We start from the raw sequence: 22,062 nt of genomic DNA on the forward strand, positions 1-22,062 counted from the left end.
AAAGTTTTTATTCCTGTTTTCTTATTCTAGTTTTACCAAAAACTTACAGAATGAATAAAGACAATGCATTGCATTACATCAAAACCAATAATATTATTGGAATAAAAGCAGGACAGCAAAGACCTGAGTTTCTTGAAATATGGATGGTTGTTGTCCGGAACAGAGTATTTGCTAGATCCTGGGGACTTGCCCAAAGAAGCTGGTATACTGCCTTTTTAGAAAATTCAGCAGGAGAAATTCAATGTGGCGAAGCCATTTATCCTATACAAGCTGTCATTCCTGATGACATCAACGAACTTACTGAAGAAATTAATCAGGCATATCTGACAAAATACAATACAGGCCACAATATCCCATATTCGCAAGGGATTACTCAGGACAAACATATTGCCAGAACAATGGAGTTTATAATCGGAGATTACTATTTGTAATTTAATAGGAACGGGTTTTTAGCCAAAATTTATATAATCATATTCTTTAACCACCCCGTCAAAAATTCTTTGAATTTTCGCACCCCTCCAAAGGAGGGGAATTTCTGCAAACCTAATGAAGTTCCTGTCATTGCAATAGCATTGCATTCTGAAACTCCGGAAATTTGTCCAAAACTATTCCATATGACAGATTTCACCAGATTCTTTATTCCTTTATACTTCATTCTCTTCTTTGCCATCTCGTTTATCGGGATCAGTTACAGAGTCGCAAAACGGATTGGTAAAAACCCTAATGTGCTCCCCAGAGACGATTCTACATATGGTCTTGTAGGATTTTATTTTAAACTGATACTTTTTACATTGTTTATCTATGTAATGCTTCTTTCAATTTTTCCACATATTTTATCCGTTTTTAAAATTTCATTTCTCAATAAAGCTGTTTTTCAGTGTGTTGGGTTTATTTTAATGATTGTGGCTTTGATTTGGGTCATCACAGCTCAGATTCAGATGAAAAACTCCTGGCGGATCGGGATTGATAATACAACAAAAACAGAATTGATAACCCAAGGATTATTCAGATTTTCCAGAAACCCTATCTTTCTGGGAATGACAATAAGTCTTATTGGTTTTTTTCTTGTTATCCCCACTGTAATTGCCCTGACTTTCTTTTTGATGGGAAGTATTTTGATACAGATTCAGATACGGCTTGAAGAAGAGTATTTGATGAAAGAGCACGGACAAATTTACCTGGCCTATAAAAATAGGGTTAAGCGTATGCTGAGCCTTTATTAAAAGCATAACGTTAAAAACCGTTTTGCTGAACTTTTTTGTATCTTTGGCCGGTATAATTTTTCAAACTAATTTAAATAAGAAACATGTCGTTACAACAAACTATTGAAAATATCTGGGACAACAGAGATTTATTGCAGAATGAAGACAGCCAAAAGGCAATTAGAGAGGTTATTTCTTTGGTTGATAAAGGTGAACTTCGTACAGCAGAGCCTACTGAAAACGGATGGCAGGTAAATGAATGGGTGAAAAAAGCAGTGGTAATGTATTTTCCGATCCAGAAAATGGAAACTATTGAAGTAGGTCCGTTTGAATTTCATGACAAAATGCCTTTAAAGAGAAATTATGCTGAAAAAGGGGTGAGAGTTGTACCGCATGCGATTGCTAGAGAAGGTGCTTATATTGCTCCTGGAGTGATTTTGATGCCTTCTTACGTTAATATTGGTGCTTATGTAGATTCCGGAACAATGGTAGATACATGGGCGACTGTAGGAAGCTGTGCACAGATCGGTAAAAATGTTCACCTGAGTGGTGGTGTTGGTATTGGTGGAGTATTGGAACCGTTACAGGCTGCTCCGGTAATCATTGAAGATGACTGTTTTATCGGTTCAAGATGTATTGTTGTAGAAGGAGTTCACGTAGAAAAAGAAGCAGTATTGGGGGCAAACGTAGTATTGACAGCTTCTACAAAAATTATTGATGTTACAGGAGATACTCCTATTGAAATCAAAGGAAGAGTTCCTGCACGTTCAGTAGTAATCCCTGGAAGCTATACAAAACAATATCCAGCTGGAGAATATCAGGTTCCATGTGCATTGATCATTGGTCAGAGAAAAGAATCTACAGACAAGAAAACATCTCTGAATGATGCATTGAGAGATAATAATGTAGCAGTATAAGATTAATATTGTAAGCTAATACCACAATCTTGAAAGAAAAATTTCTTAAAATACTATTAAACCCTAAATATATATTTGGGGTTTATCTTATTATATCGGTTGTTACAGCAATTTCCAAATATCTGAGAGGAGATTATGCGATTAATAATTATCTGATTTTTAAAAATGTATTCTTTAATACCATTCATCAGAAAAACTTATTCATCCATTATCCAGATCTTTATTTTGATTTAAACCATTATGGCGTATTTTTCAGTGCATTAATTGTTCCGTTTGCCATGATGCCGGATTGGCTGGGAATCTCACTTTGGAATGTTGCCAATACTTTTATCTTTATCTACGGAATTTATAAACTGCCGTTTTCAGACAGTAAAAAAGCAATTTTCGGACTGCTTTGCCTTCAGGAATATATTACAGCAGCTTTAAGTTTGCAGTTTAATGTAGCATTGACAGGCCTTTTGCTGTTATCCGCAGTCTATATTTACGAAAGAAAAGAAGTAAAGTCTGTAACCGCAATTTTAATAGGAATATTTGTGAAAATCTACGGAATTGTAGGATTGACACAGTTTTTCTTTATTAAAAACAAAACCAAATTTATTCTTTCGGGAGTTGCCATTGCAGTTTTATTTTTCGTGCTTCCGATGGCATATTCAAGCCCGCAGTTTGTCATTCAGTGTTATTCGGACTGGTTTCAGTCTATTGTAGAAAAGAACAGTGAAAATCAGGTATTAGGAAATATGCAGGATATCTCGTTGATGGGCTTTGTAAGAAGAGTTTTAGGAGATGCATCTATTTCCAACCTTGTTTTTTTAGCAGGTGGATTACCGCTTTTTGCTTTACCTTATATCAGAATTAAACAATACAAACACTATGCTTTCCAATTGATGATTCTGGCTTCAACCTTACTGTTTTTAGTATTGTTCAGTTCCAGTTCAGAATCTCCAACTTACATTATTGCAGTTGTAGGAGTATTGATATGGTTTTTCCTTCAGAAAGAAAGAACACCGTTGATTATTGGACTGTTGGTTTTTGTCATTATTTTCACTTGTTTTTCAACTTCGGATCTATTCCCGAAATTTGTAAAAGAAAACTATATCATCAAATATTCATTAAAAGCTGTACCTTGTATTGTAATCTGGTTGAGAGTGACTTATGAGCTTCTGACTAAAGATTTTGAGAAAAATTACAGCCTGAATTAATAAATATGAAGAAAATTTCAATTGTAATTCCAGCCTATAACGAAGAAGGAAATGTCGCGATGATCCATCAGAAAATTAAAGAAGTTTTTGATGGCTTACACAATTACGACTTTGAAATCATATTTGTAAATGATGGCAGCAGAGACAATACCCAGCAAAAATTAGAAGAACTTTCCAGTCAATATGACGAAGTGAAATTCATTGAGTTTTCAAGAAATTTTGGACATCAGCCTGCAGTGAAAGCAGGAATGGACAATGCTCAGGGAAATGCAGTTATTTCGATGGACGGAGACCTTCAGCATCCTCCGGAGCTTATTCCGGAAATGATTCAGAAATGGGAAGAAGGCTATGATGTAGTTTTTACTTTCAGGACTTATCCTAAGGAGATATCCTTCTTTAAAAGAAAAACATCAGATTTATTTTACAAGCTTTTATCCAGTCTTTCAGACGTTAATTTGACGAAAGGAGGTGGCTCAGATTTCAGATTACTGGATGCGAGGGCAGTTGATGTCATGAGAAACTTTAATGAAGATGACTTATTCCTCAGAGGACTGACGAGCTGGATGGGCTTTAAACAGATAGGAATTGACTTTACTGCTGCAGAAAGACTTTCAGGAAAAAGCAGCTACAACCTTAAAAAAATGTTCACTTTTGCTTTTACAGGAATCACGGCTTTCAGTGTAAAACCACTGTATATTGCTGCGTATTTGGGGTTTCTGTTCTCTGCCGTTTCGGTGATTGGGTATGGAACATATGTGATTCATTCGTTTATTGCAAAAACAGAAATTTCTGGTTGGGCATCACTGATTATGACCATTGTTTTCTTTGGAGGACTTCAGTTGATTATCCTCGGAATCATGGGGATTTATTTAGGTAAAATATTTAAACAGGTGAAAGACAGACCTAATTATATTATTAAAAACAAAAAATTTTAGAATGGTTTTATTGAGTTTTGATATTGAAGAATTTGATATGCCATTAGAATATAAGGGTGAAATTCCCTTTGAAAAGCAGATTTCAATTTCACAGACAGGATTAGAGAGAATACTTGACATCCTTAAAAAACATAATGCTAAAGCTACTTTCTTTTCTACAGTAGTTTTTGCAGAAAACAGCAGACATCTTATTGAAAGACTGTTGAGTGAAGGCCACGAATTGGCTTCTCACACATGGTTTCATTCAGAATTTGAAGACAAACATCTGAAAGAATCAAGAGAAAAACTGGAAGAATTATTTTCTACCAAAGTAACCGGATTAAGAATGCCGAGAATGATGCCTGTAGACGAAAAAGAAGTGGAAAGGGCAGGGTATTCATACAATTCATCCATCAATCCTACGTTTTTACCGGGAAGATATAATAATTTAAAAGTATCCAGAACTTACTTTAAAGAAGGAAATGTAACTCAGGTTCCGGCTTCTGTTTCACCTAACTTCAGAATTCCTTTATTTTGGTTAAGCTTCCACAACTTTCCTTTGTTTTTGTACAGGAAACTAGCTTCAGATACCTTGAAAAAGGATAAGTATCTTAATGTTTATTTCCATCCATGGGAATTTGCAGAGATCAAAGATGAAGCATTTAAACTTCCTGGATTTACGGTAAAAAACTCAGGAAAAGAGATGGTGGAAAGATTTGATTCGTTTGTAGGCTGGCTAAAACAGAAAGGGCATACATTCGGAACATTTCAGGAATTTCAAAAACAGATACAACGATGAAGATTGCTTTTGATGCAAAACGTTTTTTCCACAATACATCCGGACTGGGAAATTACTCAAGAGATCTGGTAAGAATACTTTCTGAGTATGAGCCGGATAATGAATACCTGTTACTCAACAAAAACAAGTCGGAGAGAGGAAAAGAGATTCTGGAGCGACCGAATGTTCAGTTTATTGAAACTTCAAAAGGAAACTTTTCACGCCAGCTGAAAATGGGTAAAGATGCCCAGAAACAAGATGCAGACATTTTCCATGGATTATCCGGTGAACTTCCTTTAAAATGGGATCCAAAATCTATTAAAAAAGTGGTTACCATTCATGATCTGATCTTTGTAAGATATCCTCAGTATTACTCTTTTTTTGACAGGAGAATTCACTTCTGGAAATTTAAAAAAGCAGCTGATATGGCCGATAAGATTATCGCGATTTCAGAACAGACCAAAAGAGATATTATCCAGTATTTAAAAGTTCCTGAATATAAAATTGAAGTCATTTATCAGGGATGCCACCACGCTTTTAAAGAACAGCAGTCTCCGGAAGTGATGCAGGCTGCAAAAGAAAAATATAACCTTCCTGAAAGATTTATTCTCAATGTAGGAACCATTGAAGACCGTAAAAACCTTTTGAATGTTGTAAAAGCAATCAAGAGTACGGAAATTCCACTGGTTGTAGTGGGAAGAAAAACCAAATATTACCAGAAAATAGAAAACTTTCTTAAAAAAAATAAGATGGAAAAGCAGGTGCTGTTTCTGGAGGGAGTTTCTATGGATGAACTGGCAGCAATCTATAAACTCGCAGATATTTTTATCTATCCGAGTTTCTTCGAAGGCTTCGGAATTCCTGTGATAGAAGCCCTTTTTTCTAAAACCGTTGTGATTACAAGCAATACAAGCTGTCTGCCTGAAGCAGGAGGGAAAGACTCCGTATATATCAATCCGGATAACGATCTTGATATCCGCGCCAAAATACAATTTCTCTGGGAAAATGAATCTGAGAGAAAACGCCGTGAGGAAAAGGGTTTTGAGTTTGTTCAGAAGTTTAATGACGAACCCATTGCAGAACAGCTGATGAATTTTTATCAAAAATTGATCTGAAAAAACTTTGCGTTTTAAAAATAAATCTTACATTTGCATCATAATTCATACAATGAAACCAGTTTTTTTAGCATTACATCATTATTATCATCATCTCTGTTAGGCGGAATTGATTGATATAAGTATATGCTGAAATCAAAAATAATTAAAAACCGTCTGAGTAAATAGACGGTTTTTTTGTTTCCTGAATTCTCTTCAGAAATCTCAACAGATCAGTTTTTATTTGCTCGGACCTCAAAAAAGGCAAAATGAGTAAATTAAAAATTGCAATCCAAAAAAGCGGCCGGCTTTACGAAGAATCTCTACAGCTTCTCAAAGACTGCGGAATTTTCGTCAACAACGGGAAAGACCAACTCAAAGTTTCAGTAGATAACTTTCCAATGGAAATCATGTACCTTCGGAATTCAGACATCCCACAATACCTGGAAGATGGAGTGGTAGATGTTGCTATTCTGGGTGAAAATCTCCTGATTGAAAAAGGTAAAAATATCAGAACGATCCAGAAACTTGGGTTTTCAAAATGCCGTGTTTCATTGGCTGTTCCCAAAGAGGTGGAAACTGATGAACTCTCTTATTTCCAAGGTAAAAAAATTGCCACTTCCTATCCTAATACCCTCAAAAACTTTTTAGAAAAAAAAGGAATCACTTCAGATATTCACGTCATTTCAGGTTCTGTAGAAATAGCGCCTAATATTGGTCTGGCAGATGGGATATGTGATATTGTAAGCTCCGGAAGTACCTTATTCAAAAACGGATTAAGAGAAACGGTTACTTTGTTGAAGTCAGAGGCTGTTTTAGCCCAAACACCACAGTTGTCACCTGAGAAAGAAGCAATTCTGGAAAAATTTGTATTCAGGATCAAATCTGTTTTAAAAGCAAAAAATTCAAAATATATTCTGATGAATGTTCCCAATGAAAAAATTCAGAAAGTATCGGAAGTTCTTCCGGTTTTGAAAAGTCCTACCGTTATTCCGCTGGCAGAAGAAGGCTGGAGCAGTATTCATTCTGTTATTGATGAAGAGCGTTTCTGGGAAGTGATTGATGAATTGAAAGACAACGGAGCGCAGGATATTTTAATTATTCCCATTGATAAAATGGTTATTTAAAATGTTGGTCAACGCAAAGACGTAAAAGAATAAAAATTAAGACTGTTGTAAGGCGCAAAGATTTTATCTGCGATAAAATTGAATGCTGTTGTAAGTCGCAAAGCCATATTCACATACTTGCTGAAAATCTTAGATTTTCTTACGCCTTAAAATACACTTAGGATTAAACAGACTTTGCGCCTTTGCGTAAAAAAACAATTAAAAATCAACAATTTAATAGCTTGCTAAAATTAAAAATGATACAATGAATATATACAGATTTCCCACAAAAGACAACTGGAAAGACCTGGTAAAGCGTCCTGTTTTGGAGCAGAAAGAGATTTCAGGTCTGATTACAGAAATATTCACAGAGGTTGAAAAAAATGGAGACAAAGCTTTAATAGAGTTCAACAGAAAGTTTGATAAAGCAGAAACCCAAAGTATAAAAGTTTCCGATGTTGAAATTCTGGAGGCAGAAATGCAGATAAAAGATGAACTGAAACAGGCAATTCAACAGGCAAAAGAGAATATTTCAACGTTTCACGCTTCCCAAAAACAGGAAGTTCAAAAAATTGAAACTACACAGGGAGTTGTTTGCTGGCGCGAGAATCGTGCTGTAGAAAGAGTGGGAATCTATATTCCCGGAGGAACTGCGCCATTATTTTCTACGGTGCTGATGCTTGCTGTTCCTGCTAACCTGGCAGGTTGTAAAGAAATTCTTCTGTGTACACCACCGGATAAAAACGGAAATATTAATCCTGCAATTCTATATGCTGCAAAGCTTTGCGGAGTTTCAAAAATATTTAAAACAGGAGGAGCACAAGCTGTAGCAGCTATGACTTTAGGAACAGAAAGTATTCCTGCAGTTTATAAAATTTTCGGTCCGGGAAATCAGTTTGTGGTTGCTGCTAAAGAATATGCCCAACGTTATGGAGTCGCCATCGATATGCCTGCCGGGCCGAGTGAAGTTCTTGTCATAGCAGATGAACAGGCTATTCCTGAATTCTGTGCTGCAGATCTTCTTTCACAGGCAGAACACGGTAGTGACAGTCAGGTTGTTTTTATGACGACTGATCTTAAAGTTTTTAATGAAACAATCAGTGCTGTTGAACAACAGATCAAAGAGTTGCCTAGAAATGAGTTTGCAGGTCAGGCTTTGGAAAATAGCTCTTTTATTTTGGTGAATACTTTGGAAGAAGCTCTTGAGTTCAGTAATCTTTATGCTCCTGAACACCTTATTCTGGCCATTGCCGAATTCGAAAAATATATTCCCGAGATTCAAAATGCAGGTTCTGTTTTCCTTGGAAATTACTCCTGTGAAAGCGCCGGAGACTATGCCAGCGGAACCAATCACACGCTTCCCACCAACGCCTATGCAAAGAATTACAGCGGAGTCTCACTGGATAGTTTTGTAAAGAAAATCACCTTCCAGCAACTTTCAAAAGAAGGGCTTCAGAATTTAGGAAAAACAATAGAACTCATGGCAGAAGCAGAAGGCCTGTTTGCCCACAAAAATGCAGTATCCATAAGATTAAAATAATAATTGTTGGAAAACGCAAAGACGCAAGAAGGATATAATTGGAGCATGTTTTAAGACGCAAAGATTTTATCTCCGATAAAATTGAATAATGTATATAAAAACATAAATAAAATTCAGCTCTTGCTGAAAATCCTCGATTTTCTTGCGCCTTAAAAAAATTAAAGAATTAAAAAACTTTGCGTCTTTGCGTTTATCCAAAAAAAGAATTGAACCATTAAGAAAAAGAAGCCTTTAAGTAAAGTTAAGATTCCAATAGATTGGAATTCAGCTCACAGCTTATTAAATATTACGTGATATTTTCTTCACTATTCTTAACAATTTAATTCATCTTAATGGTTTAAAATAATTTTAAAATGAAAAGTAATACAATGAAAAATAACAGTATCAATACTTTAGTACGGGAAAATATATTACAATTACAGCCCTACATCAGTTTCAGGGATCATAATGAATTTAATGCACCCGTTATGCTGGATGCTAATGAAAGCCCTTTTGGGGAATGCAACCGTTACCCTGATTCTACCCAGAAAAAGCTTAAAAAAAGGCTTTCAGGTCTTAAAAATATTTCACCTTCACAGATTGCCATAGGAAACGGAAGTGACGAGCTGATAGACCTTATCATTAAAATCTTCTGTGAGCCTAAAAAAGATGCCATTCTGATGATGAATCCGTCCTTTGCGATGTATGCTTTCTATGCGACAATCAATGAGAATAAAGTTTTGAAAGTCGACCTGGATGAAAACTTTGAGATCATAAAAGATAATTTTTTAAAAGCATCAGAAGATCCATCACTTAAAATTTTCTTTTTATGCTCTCCTAATAATCCTACAGGAAACAGTGTTGATGATATTGAATTTTACCTTCAGAATTTCAACGGAATTGTGGTGGTAGATGAAGCTTATATCGAATTCTCTGGGAAAAAATCAAGTATTGAGTTTTTAGATCAGTATTCCAACTTAATTGTACTTCAAACCTTTTCTAAAGCATGGGGAATTGCTGGTGCAAGGGTAGGAATGGCTTATGCATCCGAAGAAATTATCAGACTGATCAATACAGTAAAAGCACCTTATAACGTAAATGTATTAAGTCAGGAACTGATTTTGAAGACGTTGGATGATGAAAACAGGCTTCAGGACAATGTAAGAAATATTCTGGAAGAAAGAACATGGCTGCAGGAGCAGTTTAAAGAAATCGAATGTATTTCAAAAGTATTTTCTACAGATGCCAACTTCTTTCTGATCAGAATGGAAAACGTAGACAATGTATATGGAAAAATGCTTGAAGAAGAGATTTTAACCAGCAGAAGAGATCCTGCAATTCCCGGATGTATCAGAATCAATGTAGGAAACCGTGAAGAGAATGAAAAATTAATTAATCTTTTAAAAAGTATCTGAAAATGAAAAAAGTACTCTTTATAGACCGTGACGGAACACTCATCATTGAGCCTCCTACAGATTTTCAGGTAGATTCTCTGGAGAAGCTTGAGTTTTATCCCGGAGTCATCCAGAACCTATCAAAAATCGCCAATGAACTGGATTATGAATTGGTGATGGTAACCAATCAGGACGGATTGGGAACTGAAAGTTTTCCTGAAGAAAATTTTATAAAACCACAGGAAAAAATGGTACAGGCGTTCGAAAATGAAGGCATCATTTTTAGTGATATTTTAATAGATAAAAGTTTTGAGCATGAGAATCTTCCTACCAGAAAACCAGGGATTGGGATGTTGAGCAAATATATTTATGGCAACTATGATCTTGAAAATTCCTATGTAATTGGTGATCGAAGTACGGATGTGCAACTTGCTAAAAATATGGGAACTAAAGCAATTTATCTTAATAAAGACTTTAATGGTGAATCTGAGCTGTCTGCAACAGGATGGGCGGAGATCTATCAGTTCTTAAAATCAGGAATGAGAAAGGCGAAAGTATCCCGAAAAACCAATGAGACAGACATAGAAATTGAAGTTAATATTGATGGAAATGGAAAGTCAGAAATTTCAACCGGGCTTCACTTTTTTGATCACATGCTTGACCAGATTGCCAGACACGGGAATATGGATCTTACAATCAAAGTAAAAGGAGATCTTGCTGTAGATGAGCACCACACGATAGAAGATACGGGAATTGTTCTGGGAGAAGCTATTGTAAAAGCTTTAGGAAAGAAAAAAGGGATTGAGAGATATGGGTTCCTGCTTCCTATGGATGACTGCCTTTCTCAGGTGGCTATTGATTTCGGAGGGAGACCCTGGCTGGTTTGGGATGCTGAATTTAAAAGAGAAAAAATAGGGGATGTACCTACGGAGATGTTCTTTCACTTCTTCAAGTCATTTACAGATGCCTCAAAATCCAATCTGAACATCAAAGCGGAAGGAGATAACGAGCACCACAAAATAGAATCCATCTTTAAAGCATTCGCAAAAGCCGTTAAAATGGCTGTCAACCAATCGGATGCCAATTACAGTTTACCTTCTACAAAAGGAAGTTTATAAATATGATTGCCATAATAAAATACAACGGAGGAAATGTCAATTCTGTTCAGAATGCCCTCAACAGACTGAATGTTGATTCTGTGATTACCGATGATCCTGAACAGATTTTAAAAGCTGATAAAGTGATCTTTCCCGGTGTTGGAGAAGCTTCATCAACCATGAAATTATTGAAGGAAAAGGAGCTTGATATTCTGATTCCTAGCCTTACGCAGCCTGTTTTAGGAATATGTTTAGGAATGCAGCTGATGTGTAAAGGGAATGAAGAAGGAAATACTAAAGGAATGGGAATTTTTGATATCAATGTCAGAAAATTTCCACCCATAGATATTGTTCCGCATATGGGCTGGAATACGCTGTCAGGGCAGACTTCTCCATTGTTTTCAGGAATGAATGTGAATAGTGATGTTTATTTCGTTCACAGCTATTATTGTGAACTGTCAGATTTTACAACGTCTGTTTGTGATTATATCCTGCCATTCAGTGCTTCTTTGCAGAAAGATAATTTCTATGCCGTGCAGTTTCACCCTGAAAAATCAGGAATGGTGGGGAGTCAGATCGTTAGCAACTTTATAAATTTATAATCATGAAAATAATTCCGGCTATTGATATTATCGACGGGAAATGTGTCCGTTTATCAAAAGGAGATTACAGCACAAAAAAAATATACAACGAAGACCCTGTAGAAGTGGCGAAAGAGTTTGAAAGCTTTGGGATTCAATATCTTCATTTAGTGGATCTTGACGGGGCAAAATCAAAACATATTGTTAATCAAAAGGTGTTGGAAAATATCGCTGGTTCAACTTCATTACATATTGATTTTGGAGGAGGATTAAAAACTCAGGAGGATATTGAAACGGCCTTTAATTCCGGAGCAAAGCAGATCACTTTAGGCAGTATTGCTGTTCAGGATCCTGAATTCTGTTTCGGAATGTTGCAAAAATACGGTCCTGAGAAAATCATTTTAGGGGCAGACTGTGAAAACCGGAAGATTAAAACATCTGGCTGGCTGGAAGAAAGTAATCATGACATTGTTGATTTTATTCTTCAATATCAGGAAAAAGGTATGCAGACCACGATATGTACCGATATTTCAAAAGACGGAATGCTGGAAGGACCATCTACAGGGCTGTATATTGAGATTTTATATAAAACTTCTGTTCAGCTCGTAGCAAGCGGCGGCATTTCAGGCATTGCTGATGTGTATAAAATGAAAGATATTGGTTGTGCCGGGACAATTATCGGAAAAGCAATTTATGAGGGCAAAATAAGCCTGCAACAACTTCAAAACTTTATTGAAAATGCTTAAGAAAAGAATTATTCCATGTCTGGATATAAAAGATGGATCTACAGTGAAAGGCGTCAATTTTGAAGACCTTAAAAATGCAGGAGATCCGGTAGAACTCGCTAAAAAATATGAGCAGGAAGGCGCTGATGAACTTGTTTTCCTGGATATTACCGCTACCATTGAGGATAGAAAAACATTTGTAGAACTGGTAAAAGATATTGCGAAAGAACTTAGTATTCCCTTTACGGTAGGAGGAGGCATTTCATCTGTAGAAGATGTTAGGAAGCTTTTGGAAGCGGGTGCTGATAAGATCAGTATCAATTCTTCAGCGGTAAGAAATCCTAAGCTTATTTCTGATTTGGCTAAAGAGTTTGGGAGCCAGTGTGTCGTAGTTGCAATTGATACAAGACAGGTTGGAGATATTGATCTCGTTCATATCAAAGGAGGAAGAGAAGCAACAGAGCTTAATACTGTGGAATGGGCACAGGAAGCAGCACGCTTGGGAGCAGGAGAAATTCTGTTAACTTCTATGGATGGTGATGGGACTAAAAATGGTTTTGATCTCAGAATCACAAAGCTTGTTTCAGAAACGATCAGTATTCCGGTGATTGCTTCAGGCGGCGCTGGTACTGTAAATGACTTTGTTCAAGTATTCAATGAAACGAAAGCTACAGGAGCTTTGGCAGCCAGTATTTTCCATTTTGATGAAATAGGAATTCAGGATTTGAAACAACAATTAAAAACTCAAAAAATTGAAGTGCGATGAAAATAGATTTTAATAAAGATAACGGCCTTGTTCCTGTAATAATTCAGGACAACAGAACACTGCAGGTGCTGATGCTGGGCTACATGAATGAAGAAGCTTTTGAAAAAACAAAAACGGAAGGGATTGTTACTTTTTTCAGCCGTTCTAAAAACAGACTTTGGACAAAAGGAGAAGAATCAGGTAATTTTTTGACCGTAAAAAGTATTGATATCGATTGTGATCAGGATACCATATTAATTAAAGCTGTTCCTAAGAACGTGGTTTGCCACACAGGAAGTTTCAGCTGTTTCGGAGAAAAAAATACTAAAGGATTCCTATATGAGCTGGAAGAGAAAGTATCTCAGAGAATAGATGCTAAAGCTGAAGACTCTTATACGTACTCACTCTATCAGAGAGGAATCAATAAAATGGCTCAAAAAGTAGGAGAGGAAGCTGTAGAACTTGTAATAGAAGCAAAAGACAATAACGAAGAACTTTTTAAAAATGAAGCTGCAGATCTTCTGTATCACTTCCTGATTTTATTGAAAGCAAAAGGTTTTTCATTGGAAGAGATAGAGAAGATTCTTCAGGACAGGAATAAATGAAGTCTTTGAAAATAAATGTTTTTTAATTTAAAAAATAGGCTAATCTTTTAACTCATGACTCCACTACAAAAAGCTAAAGATTTGATGGATAGTGGGCAATACATTCCATCACTTACTATTTTAGAGACATTAAATGGCTTATCCTCAAAGTCTGAAAACTACAGGTTGCTATTCATGTCAAATTGTTGGTTTAATTTAGAGGAATATGATTGGGCAATTGAAATTGCTGATAAATTATTGCAGAAAGATCCTAAAAATGAAATGGCTTCTCAGATGAAATATTTATCTTATTGTAAATTAAAAGATTATGATAATGCCTTTGATGAGATAATAGATTTTTTATCCAATAATGAAGCGGATCTTTATAAAGTAACACTGGAAGAATTATTGACAGATATCAAAGATGGATATATTAATGATAAAGATATAATTTCCAAAATTAAAGAATTAGCATTACAAAATGACTGTTTAAAGTAAAATGAGGTACCTGGGAAATGCAAAAACAGCAGGAGATTCCTCCTGCTGTTTTTTATTCTGGATCTGAAGATATTTATCTTTCAATCATGATATTCTTAACAAGAGTTTGATCTCCTACTTTTAAAACTCCAATATACACTCCGTTTTGAAGGGCTGACACATCAACTTTTCTTTCATTGTTTACTTTCAGCATTGATCTTCCCATAGCATTGCTGAGTTCAAAACTAAAATTACTTTCTTTAGCATCCGGTAATTCAATGTTGAGAATATTACTGGCAGGGTTAGGATAGATTTTTGCTGTTTCTAAAGCGTTTTTAGGTGCTGGTTTGCTCATAGTGGTAGAAGCGGTTGCAAAGTGCTGTAAGGCACCTACAGTAGCCTTTCCAATCTTATATACATAGACAGGGTCCATATTGGTAAAAGTGTCCTTAGAGCTGTGAGGATAACTGCTTCTGATTCTTTCAAAAAAGCCCGTAATCACTTCACCTTTCTGCTCAAAAGGAATATAATCGGTATCTTCAGCCGGATCTACAGCAGTTTGAAGAGGAGAATAGAGTGCTGTACAATTTCTCAGCTGTTGAGTTACTGCTGCAGAAGCTGCATTATTGCTGGAAAGACCTCCCTGATCTTCGTCACAGTACACCGTATTATTGTTGTTCCCCTTAACACCGCCTACCTGATCAAGGTTAAAGACCAGCTTTATATCTAATTTGCGAACACCACCTTGATACACAACATTATTTACATAGTGACTGCTTCCTTTCAATCCCTGTTCTTCCCCAGAGAAGTGAATGAACTTTATAGAATACTCAGTGGGAACATTTTTCAGAATCCTTGCGGCTTCAAGAATAATAGACGTTCCGCTTCCGTTATCATTCACTCCAGGGCCATAAATAGTGTCAAAATGCCCGCAAATAATAACATATTTGTTGGGGTAAAGTGTTCCTGTTTTGGTGATAATTAAATTTTTTGAACTGGTGCTCCCGAAAGTAAAAGGACTTTCTTCAATCTGGCTGGCAGTATAGCCGTAAGCAAGATATTTGTTTTTTATCCAGTTCATCGTATTGACATTAGCCTGTGAGCCCGTAGTTTTAACTCCCAGATTGCCGAAATCCTGAAGATTGGCTGTGATATTTGCCTGGGTAACCATATCCGCTCTGTCTTTATAAGCCTGGATAAAACTTTGAGCCCCTATACTCTGCATCATTAATGCAGTGCATAAAACTGTTGTAAATTTTTTCATATATGATATTATTTTGGTAACACGAATGTAGTAAATAAATCACAACAAAGTGTTTAATGTTTTAAAATAAAATTAAAATTTTACTATGTTATCAATAGATTTCGCACAGAAAGGCGTGAATATGTTGCAAATGTTTTAATATGGGTTGTTGCAAGAAAAGTAAAAACCTTTGAACAGCTTCAAAGGTTTTATAATTTAATGATATGTAATGCGAACTATCTTTCAATCATCACTTTTCTTACTACAGTCTGATCTCCGACTTTTAAAATTCCAAGATAAGCACCATTTTCCAATCCCGAAGCATTGATTTTTGTTTCATTGGTTCTTTTGAAAATAGATCTTCCCTGGAAATCAGTAATTTCAAAAGTAAAATTCTTAATTCCCGAATGAGGAAGTTCAATATTGATAACATCCTTTACTGGATTTGGATAGATTTTTACAGTTTCTAATGTATTTTTTGTGACAGCTTCATGGGTTCCCAGTGTTCCTGTAGCAACAGCAAAATGCTGAAGTGCCCCCACGGATGCTTTTCCTATATTATAAATGTAAACGGGATCCGTATTGGCAAAAGTGTCATTTACCGTATGCGGGTATGTACTTCTGATTCTTTCAAAAAAACCTGTGATCACTTCGCCTTTCTGCTCAAAAGGAATGTAATCTGTGTCTTCAGCAGGATCTACAGCTGTCAGAAGAGGAGAATAAAGCGCTGTGCAATTTCTCAGTTCCTGGGTTACCGTTGCAGAAGCTGCATTATTGGAGGTAAGTCCTCCAAGATCCTGGTCACAGTAAACCGTATTGTTATTATTTCCCATCACACCGCCCACCTGATCCAGGTTAAAGACCAGTTTTATATCCAAAACACGGTTGCTTCCCTGATATGCTACTGTATTGGCATAATGAGTGCTTCCCAGAAGTCCTTGTTCTTCTCCGGAAAAATGAATAAATTTTATAGAATATTCCGTTGGTACATCTTTCAGAATTCTGGCTGCTTCAAGAATAATAGAAGTTCCGCTTCCGTTATCATTGATTCCCAAGCCGGTAATGCTGTCGAAATGTCCGCAGATGATGACATATTTATTAGGATACACTGTTCCAGTCTTTGTAATAACCAGATTTTTAGAATTATAACTTCCTGAAGTAAAAGGATCTTCTGCCATCTGACTGACAGTATATCCATAGGAAAGATATTTGGTTTTAAGCCACTCAAGAGCATTGTTGTTTGCTGCTGTCCCTGTTTTTTTTACTCCTAAATTAGCAAACTCCTGAAGGTAAGTGGTAATATTGGTCTGAGTTACCATATTCGCTCTGTCCTGATAAGCCTGAATGAAACTTTGAGCTCCAAGACTTTGCATGGCAATGGAAGCCAGTAAAAAAGTAGTGATTTTCTTCATTTTATGATGGTAATGCATGAAATACTGATAACAGTTGACCCTTATCAGTATTCAACCCTGACATTATTTATTAATGATTATTTTCTTTGTGGTATTTCCCTTATCGGTCTTAATGGTAACCATATAAACTCCGTTTTTAAGACCAGATGTGTTTATTTTTTCTTCGTTTTCAACATTTAAAACTATATTTCCTACCATGTCATTAATCTCAACTTTGAATTGTGTTACTTTTTGTTGAAATTCCACTGTAATAAGATCTTTAGCAGGATTAGGATAAATTCTTATTTCTTCTGCTGACTTCTGTGCTGTGTTCTCGTGGGTACTCAAAAGATTATTCGATGTAGTGGCAACGGCAAAATGCTGCAGCGCTCCTACAGCCGCTTTTCCTACATTGAAAACATATACAGGATCCAGATTGGCAAAAGTATCACTTACTGTATGCTCGTTTTCACTTCTCAGATATTCATAGAATCCTGTAATCGTATATCCTTTAGCTTCAAAAGGCATATAATCTGAGCTGTAAGCATAAGAAAGATTGGTCTGAAGAGGAGAGTAGAGGCTGGTACAGGTCATCAGTTCCTGGGTCATAGTATTGGAGGCTGTATTATTTGCTGACATTCCGCCTGTATCCCTTTCGCAGGTAATGGTGTTGTTATTATTTCCTATAAGTCCACCTACCTGGTCAATATTTAAAATAAGTTTTATATCCAGAACCTTTGTACCTCCCTGGTAAGCTACATTGTTTACATAATGGTTACTTCCTACCAAGCCTTGTTCTTCTCCGGAGAAATGAATAAACTTGATAGAATATTCTGTAGGAATATCTTTCAGAATTCTTGCTGCTTCAAGTATGATTGAAGTTCCGCTGCCATTATCACTCACCCCAGGCCCTACAATAGTATCGTAATGCCCGCAGATAATAACATATTTGTTGGGATATAAAGTTCCGGTTTTGGTGATGATCAGGTTTTTTGACGAATTACCTCCGTAGGTGAAAGCATCTTCAGAAAAGTCACTGGCAGTATATCCATAAGACAGATATTTGTTTTTAAGCCAGTCCAGTGCATTATTATTAGCTGTTGTCCCTGTTTTTTTTATTCCAAACCCGGCAAATTCCTGAAGATTGGTACTGATATTGGCTTGCGTGACCATATCAGCCCGGTTTTTATAAGCCTGAATAAAACTCTGTGCACCTATATTTTGGAGTGCAATGGAAGTCAGCAAAAAAACTGCAGCTTTTTTCATTTTGATACTTTCTTTTTATAGATTGTAAATATAGCAATAAATCATTATTTATTGTTAATAATTAGGTCTGTTTTAATCAAATTGTTTGTTTTTTCAATAATAATATATCTTTTTATGCGCTTTATTATTATACTAGGCTGGTGTTCATTTAATAGATTGTATTTGTTTATATTTTTCTATTATTTTCATTATTTTATGTTAAATATTTAGTGTTTAATGATCTACCCCCGCAGAAGTCACTAAGGATATATCAAATGAAACTAAAATTAGTAGGGGCTGAAACTGAATTTTGAATTGAAAACACACGAGATTAAAAAGTATAAAACAAAAAAAATCCCGGGAAAACCCGGGACTTATATTGATAACAAAATCTATTCTACATTATTTTACTTGATCTACAACAGCTTTGAAAGCTTCAGGGTGATTCATTGCTAAATCAGCTAAAACTTTTCTGTTAAGTTCGATGTTGTTCTTTTTAAGAGCTCCCATAAATTGAGAGTAAGACATTCCGTGCTCTCTAGTTCCCGCGTTGATACGAGTGATCCAAAGTGCTCTGAAGTTTCTCTTTTTCTCTTTTCTACCACGGTAAGCATATTGCATTGCTTTTTCTACCGCGTTTTTAGCTACAGTCCAAACGTTCTTTCTTCTACCGAAAAAACCTTTAGCTTGCTTAAAAATTTTCTTTCTGCGAGCTCTTGAAGCTACGGCATTTACTGATCTTGGCATAATTTAAATTGTTTTTTTGAAAAGGGCGGCAACTGATGTTACTCTTATTTGCACCGTTTCAGGGTTAAAATGTTGAATTTGTTTTGAATTCTTATAAACCGAATATAGATTTATAAAAACTACTTAATTGCTAATTGACGTTGAACACTTTTCTCGTCCACTTTAGCTACGTAAGAAGTAGTAGTAAGATTTCTCTTCTGCTTAGTTTCTTTCTTAGTTAAGATGTGACTTTTGTAAGCGTTTTTTCTTTTGATCTTACCAGATCCGGTAAGAGCAAAACGTTTCTTAGCACCTGATTTCGTTTTTAATTTTGGCATTGTTCTGCTTTTTTATTGTTTTGTTATCAATATCTGTTTTGGTTACTCCTAAAGACATTAGGAATAATAGTGTGCAAAGATACAAAAAAAATCAATTCGACCTTTTATAATCTATGATTTTATCGTATTGATGTAAAAAACCACCTCTGAAAAGAGACGGTAATATGATAAATCTAATTTTCTAGTTAAAATCTACCTGAAAGACATCATTAAGATTTTGATTATTTCCTCCCAGAACAAACTTCATTCTAAATCCTGAAGGAATAGCTGCTCCGGTTCTTGAAAAAAGCTGAAGCTTCATATGGGGATCATTTACATAAAAATTAACGGTTTTGTTCGTATTCCAAAGAGGAATTCCATTGTTATAAATGACCATATTTCCATCGTTTTGTGCAACAAGCGCAGAAGGGGTACTCAGATTGTTTCTGTAGCTATCTGATTTCCATAGAAAAGATGTATGACCAGCTACTGTTCTATATAAAACAAGATTATGATCATACTGCATGATTAGCTGATATGTACTGCCATTACTCTCTAATGTGATTGCTTCTCCCGCATTTAATATCGAAGAATGGTATACTTCCTTTACAAGAGTAACTTGTGTAAGCCCAAGGCGTGAAGTATTGTTTCCGTTTACAGCAGCTTGCTTTTCAGTTGGCGTTGTATCATCGCGAGTCTCATCCTGAGCACAAGATGCCAATAGCATCGAAAGACTTAAAAAAGTCATTAATTTTAATTTCATTGGTTATTTTTTTAACAAGGCAAATATAATAATTTATTAATATAATTCACATTGTAAAGAATTTATTATTTTATTAAAATGTTTATTAGTAGGTATTTTCTGTTTTTTTTAACACACTATTTAGTGTTTATGTGTAAAATACTCACAACAAAATAAATGGTGCTTTTACAATATAATAGGGGTATGTAATTATGATTGAAAAAATGGGAACAGATAATAATATTTAATTAATACTTTAAAGTACAGAGGTATATAAATTTTAGCGGTGTTGAAATTTGCTGATAAATAAGTATTGATTAGCCTTTGCAAGGTTCTATCTGTTTTAAATATAGCTGATAATCGGGATTGCAGTGTTTTTTTATTCTCTCTAATATTGATGAATACGATGAATAAAATTTCGATGTATGAAAACAATAGTATGCAGTATCCTTTTTATGCTGACTTCAGTTACGGCATGTACCCAGGAAAAAAAAGATAATTTCCCGTTGGTTCCATCAAAAACAAAAAGCATCAGTAGTGTTCCGTTTTTAACGAAGCAGAATGATTTTATTTATGTAAATAAGATAAGTTTACAACCTGTCAGCAAACAAAAATTCAGAAACGCATCTCTATTTACTCCTACAGGTTTTGCGGTTGTTGAAAATGAAAAAAATGAATATGCTGTCATTGATGAAAAGGGAAAGATCGTTTTAGATTTTTCAGCCAGCGCAATAGGTTTAAATGTTGTCGGCGGACTTACATTTTATAAAAAAGACATTGAATACGAGAAGAAAATGCCTGTCTGGAAATGGGATTGGAATATCATGGGAAGTGGTATTAAAAAAGAACAGACTTACCATAAAATTGAGATTGGCGTTGTAGAAACCCAACAAATCTTACTCAATGAAGACATTCCTTACCTGGAAGAAAATTATTATCTGAATTTTGTTTCTATAGATGAAAAACATCTCTTTTGGAATGGAAACATTTACGAAATCAAAAAAGGTCATTTAAATAAAATTGAAAATGGAATTACTGAATTATTGGAAAATAAACGCTTTATCAAAGGTTCCAATGCAAGTTTTTCGATATATGGATTGGATCAAAAAAAGGCACTTCACAAAGAATTAAAAGGTACAGAAACACTTTCAATTCAGTTTGGGAAGGAAATGATAATGCTGAAAGAGGTTAATAAAGAACGGTATGATCCGGAAGTTCCCAAGCTTTTAGCAGACAGCAAAACCCAGGATATTTATCCTTTTCCACAGTATGAAAAGGTCTTTCCGAAAGAAATTACAAAAGCAACCGCTTCGGAGATTGATTTCATAAAGAAAACATCTTTAGTGTATTCTATTACCAATTCGCCTTATTTTCTGCTGGGTGTTTTTAATTATGATCATGATATCTGGGCATACGATTGGCTTTATATTGATACCAAAGGAAACGTCACAGATTCTATTGGTACCTATAATTTTAAAGTGCTGGATCAGGTTGGAAACCTTGTATGGCCGGATAGAAAAATGATTTTACCCGATCAGTTCATTGATAAAACCTGGAAATTCGGGAAAATAAATTCTTATCACAGCATGAACAATTTATATCTTATTCCCATTGAAGATGAAAAACAACTGAGGACAAAAGGTCTGTGGAACAGAAGCAAAAATATCTGGGAAATCAAACCTGAATACAATGATATTTTGGTTTTGGACACGGATAAACAGATCTATGCGCTTCAAAAAGAAAAAGACGGCTTATATACACTTTATGACAATGAGAATAAAAGGGATATTGGATCAAAAACGTATAATTCCATTAATTCTGACGGTCTGGTAAGTATTAAACGTAGTTCCGGAGAAAACACCTATTACTATATTGATATTTACTCCGGAAAAGAATACAAAGAACAATAATTTAATCTTCTGAGACTCATTCTAAACTAATTATACTATGCTTTTATCTGCAGATTTACACCTGGAAAGAATGTTATTTCTTGCTGTTTTGATTCTATTTTTCGGAACAGGATTTTTATGCACGCTCATCATTTTTATTATAAATTCTATACGAAA

At 35.3% G+C, this 22,062-nt stretch carries 23 protein-coding genes; 17 read left to right on the forward strand and 6 right to left on the reverse strand.

The window, feature by feature from the left end; translation table 11 throughout:
- The first annotated feature begins 50 nt into the window (after nucleotides 1-50).
- The 16 genes from AC57AW_RS13290 (at nucleotide 51) to AC57AW_RS13365 (ending at nucleotide 14,353) form a co-directional block, all read left to right on the forward strand.
- Nucleotides 51-431, forward strand: coding sequence for a DUF2255 family protein (locus AC57AW_RS13290; protein WP_496352261.1), 381 nt, complete (start codon nucleotides 51-53; stop codon nucleotides 429-431).
- 69 nt (nucleotides 432-500) lie between these two features.
- The gene (locus AC57AW_RS13295) at nucleotides 501-1,223 is read left to right on the forward strand and encodes a methyltransferase family protein (RefSeq protein ID WP_496352262.1); all 723 of its coding nucleotides are present in this window, start codon (nucleotides 501-503) and stop codon (nucleotides 1,221-1,223) included.
- 83 nt (nucleotides 1,224-1,306) lie between these two features.
- Complete coding sequence (locus tag AC57AW_RS13300; RefSeq protein ID WP_345200933.1) at nucleotides 1,307-2,119, forward strand: 2,3,4,5-tetrahydropyridine-2,6-dicarboxylate N-succinyltransferase; 813 nt, start codon at nucleotides 1,307-1,309, stop codon at nucleotides 2,117-2,119.
- Between the two features lie 29 nt (nucleotides 2,120-2,148).
- Complete coding sequence (locus AC57AW_RS13305) at nucleotides 2,149-3,318, forward strand: glycosyltransferase family 87 protein (RefSeq protein WP_496352263.1); 1,170 nt, start codon at nucleotides 2,149-2,151, stop codon at nucleotides 3,316-3,318.
- Nucleotides 3,319-3,323: 5 nt separating this feature from the next.
- Nucleotides 3,324-4,253, forward strand: a complete 930-nt coding sequence (locus AC57AW_RS13310) for a glycosyltransferase family 2 protein (protein WP_496352264.1) — start codon at nucleotides 3,324-3,326, stop codon at nucleotides 4,251-4,253.
- 1 nt (nucleotide 4,254) lies between these two features.
- The gene (locus AC57AW_RS13315) at nucleotides 4,255-5,031 is read left to right on the forward strand and encodes a polysaccharide deacetylase family protein (protein ID WP_496352265.1); all 777 of its coding nucleotides are present in this window, start codon (nucleotides 4,255-4,257) and stop codon (nucleotides 5,029-5,031) included.
- Nucleotides 5,028-6,125: a glycosyltransferase family 4 protein gene (locus AC57AW_RS13320; protein ID WP_496352266.1), complete on the forward strand. Its 1,098-nt coding sequence runs from the start codon at nucleotides 5,028-5,030 to the stop codon at nucleotides 6,123-6,125. Before AC57AW_RS13315 ends, AC57AW_RS13320 begins: the two co-directional genes overlap by 4 nt.
- A 248-nt stretch (nucleotides 6,126-6,373) precedes the next feature.
- Complete coding sequence (hisG, locus tag AC57AW_RS13325) at nucleotides 6,374-7,231, forward strand: ATP phosphoribosyltransferase (protein ID WP_496352267.1); 858 nt, start codon at nucleotides 6,374-6,376, stop codon at nucleotides 7,229-7,231.
- Nucleotides 7,232-7,475: 244 nt separating this feature from the next.
- Nucleotides 7,476-8,750: a histidinol dehydrogenase gene (gene hisD / locus AC57AW_RS13330; protein WP_496352268.1), complete on the forward strand. Its 1,275-nt coding sequence runs from the start codon at nucleotides 7,476-7,478 to the stop codon at nucleotides 8,748-8,750.
- 353 nt (nucleotides 8,751-9,103) lie between these two features.
- Nucleotides 9,104-10,144, forward strand: a complete 1,041-nt coding sequence (gene hisC / locus AC57AW_RS13335) for a histidinol-phosphate transaminase (RefSeq protein WP_496352269.1) — start codon at nucleotides 9,104-9,106, stop codon at nucleotides 10,142-10,144.
- Nucleotides 10,145-10,146: 2 nt separating this feature from the next.
- Nucleotides 10,147-11,241: a bifunctional histidinol-phosphatase/imidazoleglycerol-phosphate dehydratase HisB gene (gene hisB, locus AC57AW_RS13340; RefSeq protein ID WP_496352270.1), complete on the forward strand. Its 1,095-nt coding sequence runs from the start codon at nucleotides 10,147-10,149 to the stop codon at nucleotides 11,239-11,241.
- Nucleotides 11,242-11,243: 2 nt separating this feature from the next.
- Nucleotides 11,244-11,822 carry an imidazole glycerol phosphate synthase subunit HisH gene (gene hisH, locus AC57AW_RS13345; RefSeq protein ID WP_496352272.1) on the forward strand — a complete coding sequence of 193 codons (579 nt, stop codon included), beginning with the start codon at nucleotides 11,244-11,246 and terminating at the stop codon, nucleotides 11,820-11,822.
- A 2-nt stretch (nucleotides 11,823-11,824) separates the two neighbouring features.
- Complete coding sequence (gene hisA, locus AC57AW_RS13350) at nucleotides 11,825-12,547, forward strand: 1-(5-phosphoribosyl)-5-[(5-phosphoribosylamino)methylideneamino]imidazole-4-carboxamide isomerase (protein ID WP_496352273.1); 723 nt, start codon at nucleotides 11,825-11,827, stop codon at nucleotides 12,545-12,547.
- Nucleotides 12,540-13,292: an imidazole glycerol phosphate synthase subunit HisF gene (gene hisF / locus AC57AW_RS13355; protein WP_496352274.1), complete on the forward strand. Its 753-nt coding sequence runs from the start codon at nucleotides 12,540-12,542 to the stop codon at nucleotides 13,290-13,292. The genes hisA and hisF overlap by 8 nt, the downstream gene beginning before the upstream one ends.
- A complete protein-coding gene (hisIE, locus tag AC57AW_RS13360) occupies nucleotides 13,289-13,876 on the forward strand; it encodes a bifunctional phosphoribosyl-AMP cyclohydrolase/phosphoribosyl-ATP diphosphatase HisIE (RefSeq protein WP_496352275.1) in 588 nt (195 codons plus the stop codon). Before hisF ends, hisIE begins: the two co-directional genes overlap by 4 nt.
- Before the next feature lie 54 nt (nucleotides 13,877-13,930).
- Nucleotides 13,931-14,353, forward strand: a complete 423-nt coding sequence (locus tag AC57AW_RS13365; RefSeq protein WP_496352276.1) for a hypothetical protein — start codon at nucleotides 13,931-13,933, stop codon at nucleotides 14,351-14,353.
- 73 nt (nucleotides 14,354-14,426) lie between these two features.
- Here the strand turns inward: AC57AW_RS13365 and AC57AW_RS13370 are convergent, their stop codons facing one another.
- The 6 genes from AC57AW_RS13370 to AC57AW_RS13395 form a co-directional block, all read right to left on the reverse strand.
- Nucleotides 14,427-15,596 carry a M28 family peptidase gene (locus AC57AW_RS13370; RefSeq protein ID WP_496352277.1) on the reverse strand — a complete coding sequence of 390 codons (1,170 nt, stop codon included), beginning with the start codon at nucleotides 15,594-15,596 and terminating at the stop codon, nucleotides 14,427-14,429.
- Nucleotides 15,597-15,811: 215 nt separating this feature from the next.
- A complete protein-coding gene (locus AC57AW_RS13375) occupies nucleotides 15,812-16,987 on the reverse strand; it encodes a M28 family peptidase (RefSeq protein WP_496352278.1) in 1,176 nt (391 codons plus the stop codon).
- Nucleotides 16,988-17,050: 63 nt separating this feature from the next.
- A complete protein-coding gene (locus AC57AW_RS13380) occupies nucleotides 17,051-18,232 on the reverse strand; it encodes a M28 family peptidase (protein WP_496352279.1) in 1,182 nt (393 codons plus the stop codon).
- 381 nt (nucleotides 18,233-18,613) lie between these two features.
- The gene (gene rplT / locus AC57AW_RS13385; RefSeq protein ID WP_034694451.1) at nucleotides 18,614-18,958 is read right to left on the reverse strand and encodes a 50S ribosomal protein L20; all 345 of its coding nucleotides are present in this window, start codon (nucleotides 18,956-18,958) and stop codon (nucleotides 18,614-18,616) included.
- Nucleotides 18,959-19,077: 119 nt separating this feature from the next.
- A complete protein-coding gene (gene rpmI / locus AC57AW_RS13390) occupies nucleotides 19,078-19,275 on the reverse strand; it encodes a 50S ribosomal protein L35 (protein ID WP_002979658.1) in 198 nt (65 codons plus the stop codon).
- Nucleotides 19,276-19,456: 181 nt separating this feature from the next.
- Entirely contained in the window at nucleotides 19,457-20,017 is a 561-nt protein-coding gene (locus tag AC57AW_RS13395; protein WP_496352280.1) for a hypothetical protein, read from the reverse strand.
- A 404-nt stretch (nucleotides 20,018-20,421) separates the two neighbouring features.
- Here AC57AW_RS13395 and AC57AW_RS13400 point away from each other — a divergent pair, with 404 nt between their 5' ends.
- Nucleotides 20,422-21,906: a hypothetical protein gene (locus tag AC57AW_RS13400; RefSeq protein WP_496352281.1), complete on the forward strand. Its 1,485-nt coding sequence runs from the start codon at nucleotides 20,422-20,424 to the stop codon at nucleotides 21,904-21,906.
- The last annotated feature ends 156 nt before the right edge of the window (nucleotides 21,907-22,062 follow it).

The sequence above is a fragment of the Chryseobacterium sp. BGA-UO-ETr-SB22 genome, assembly GCF_059567885.1.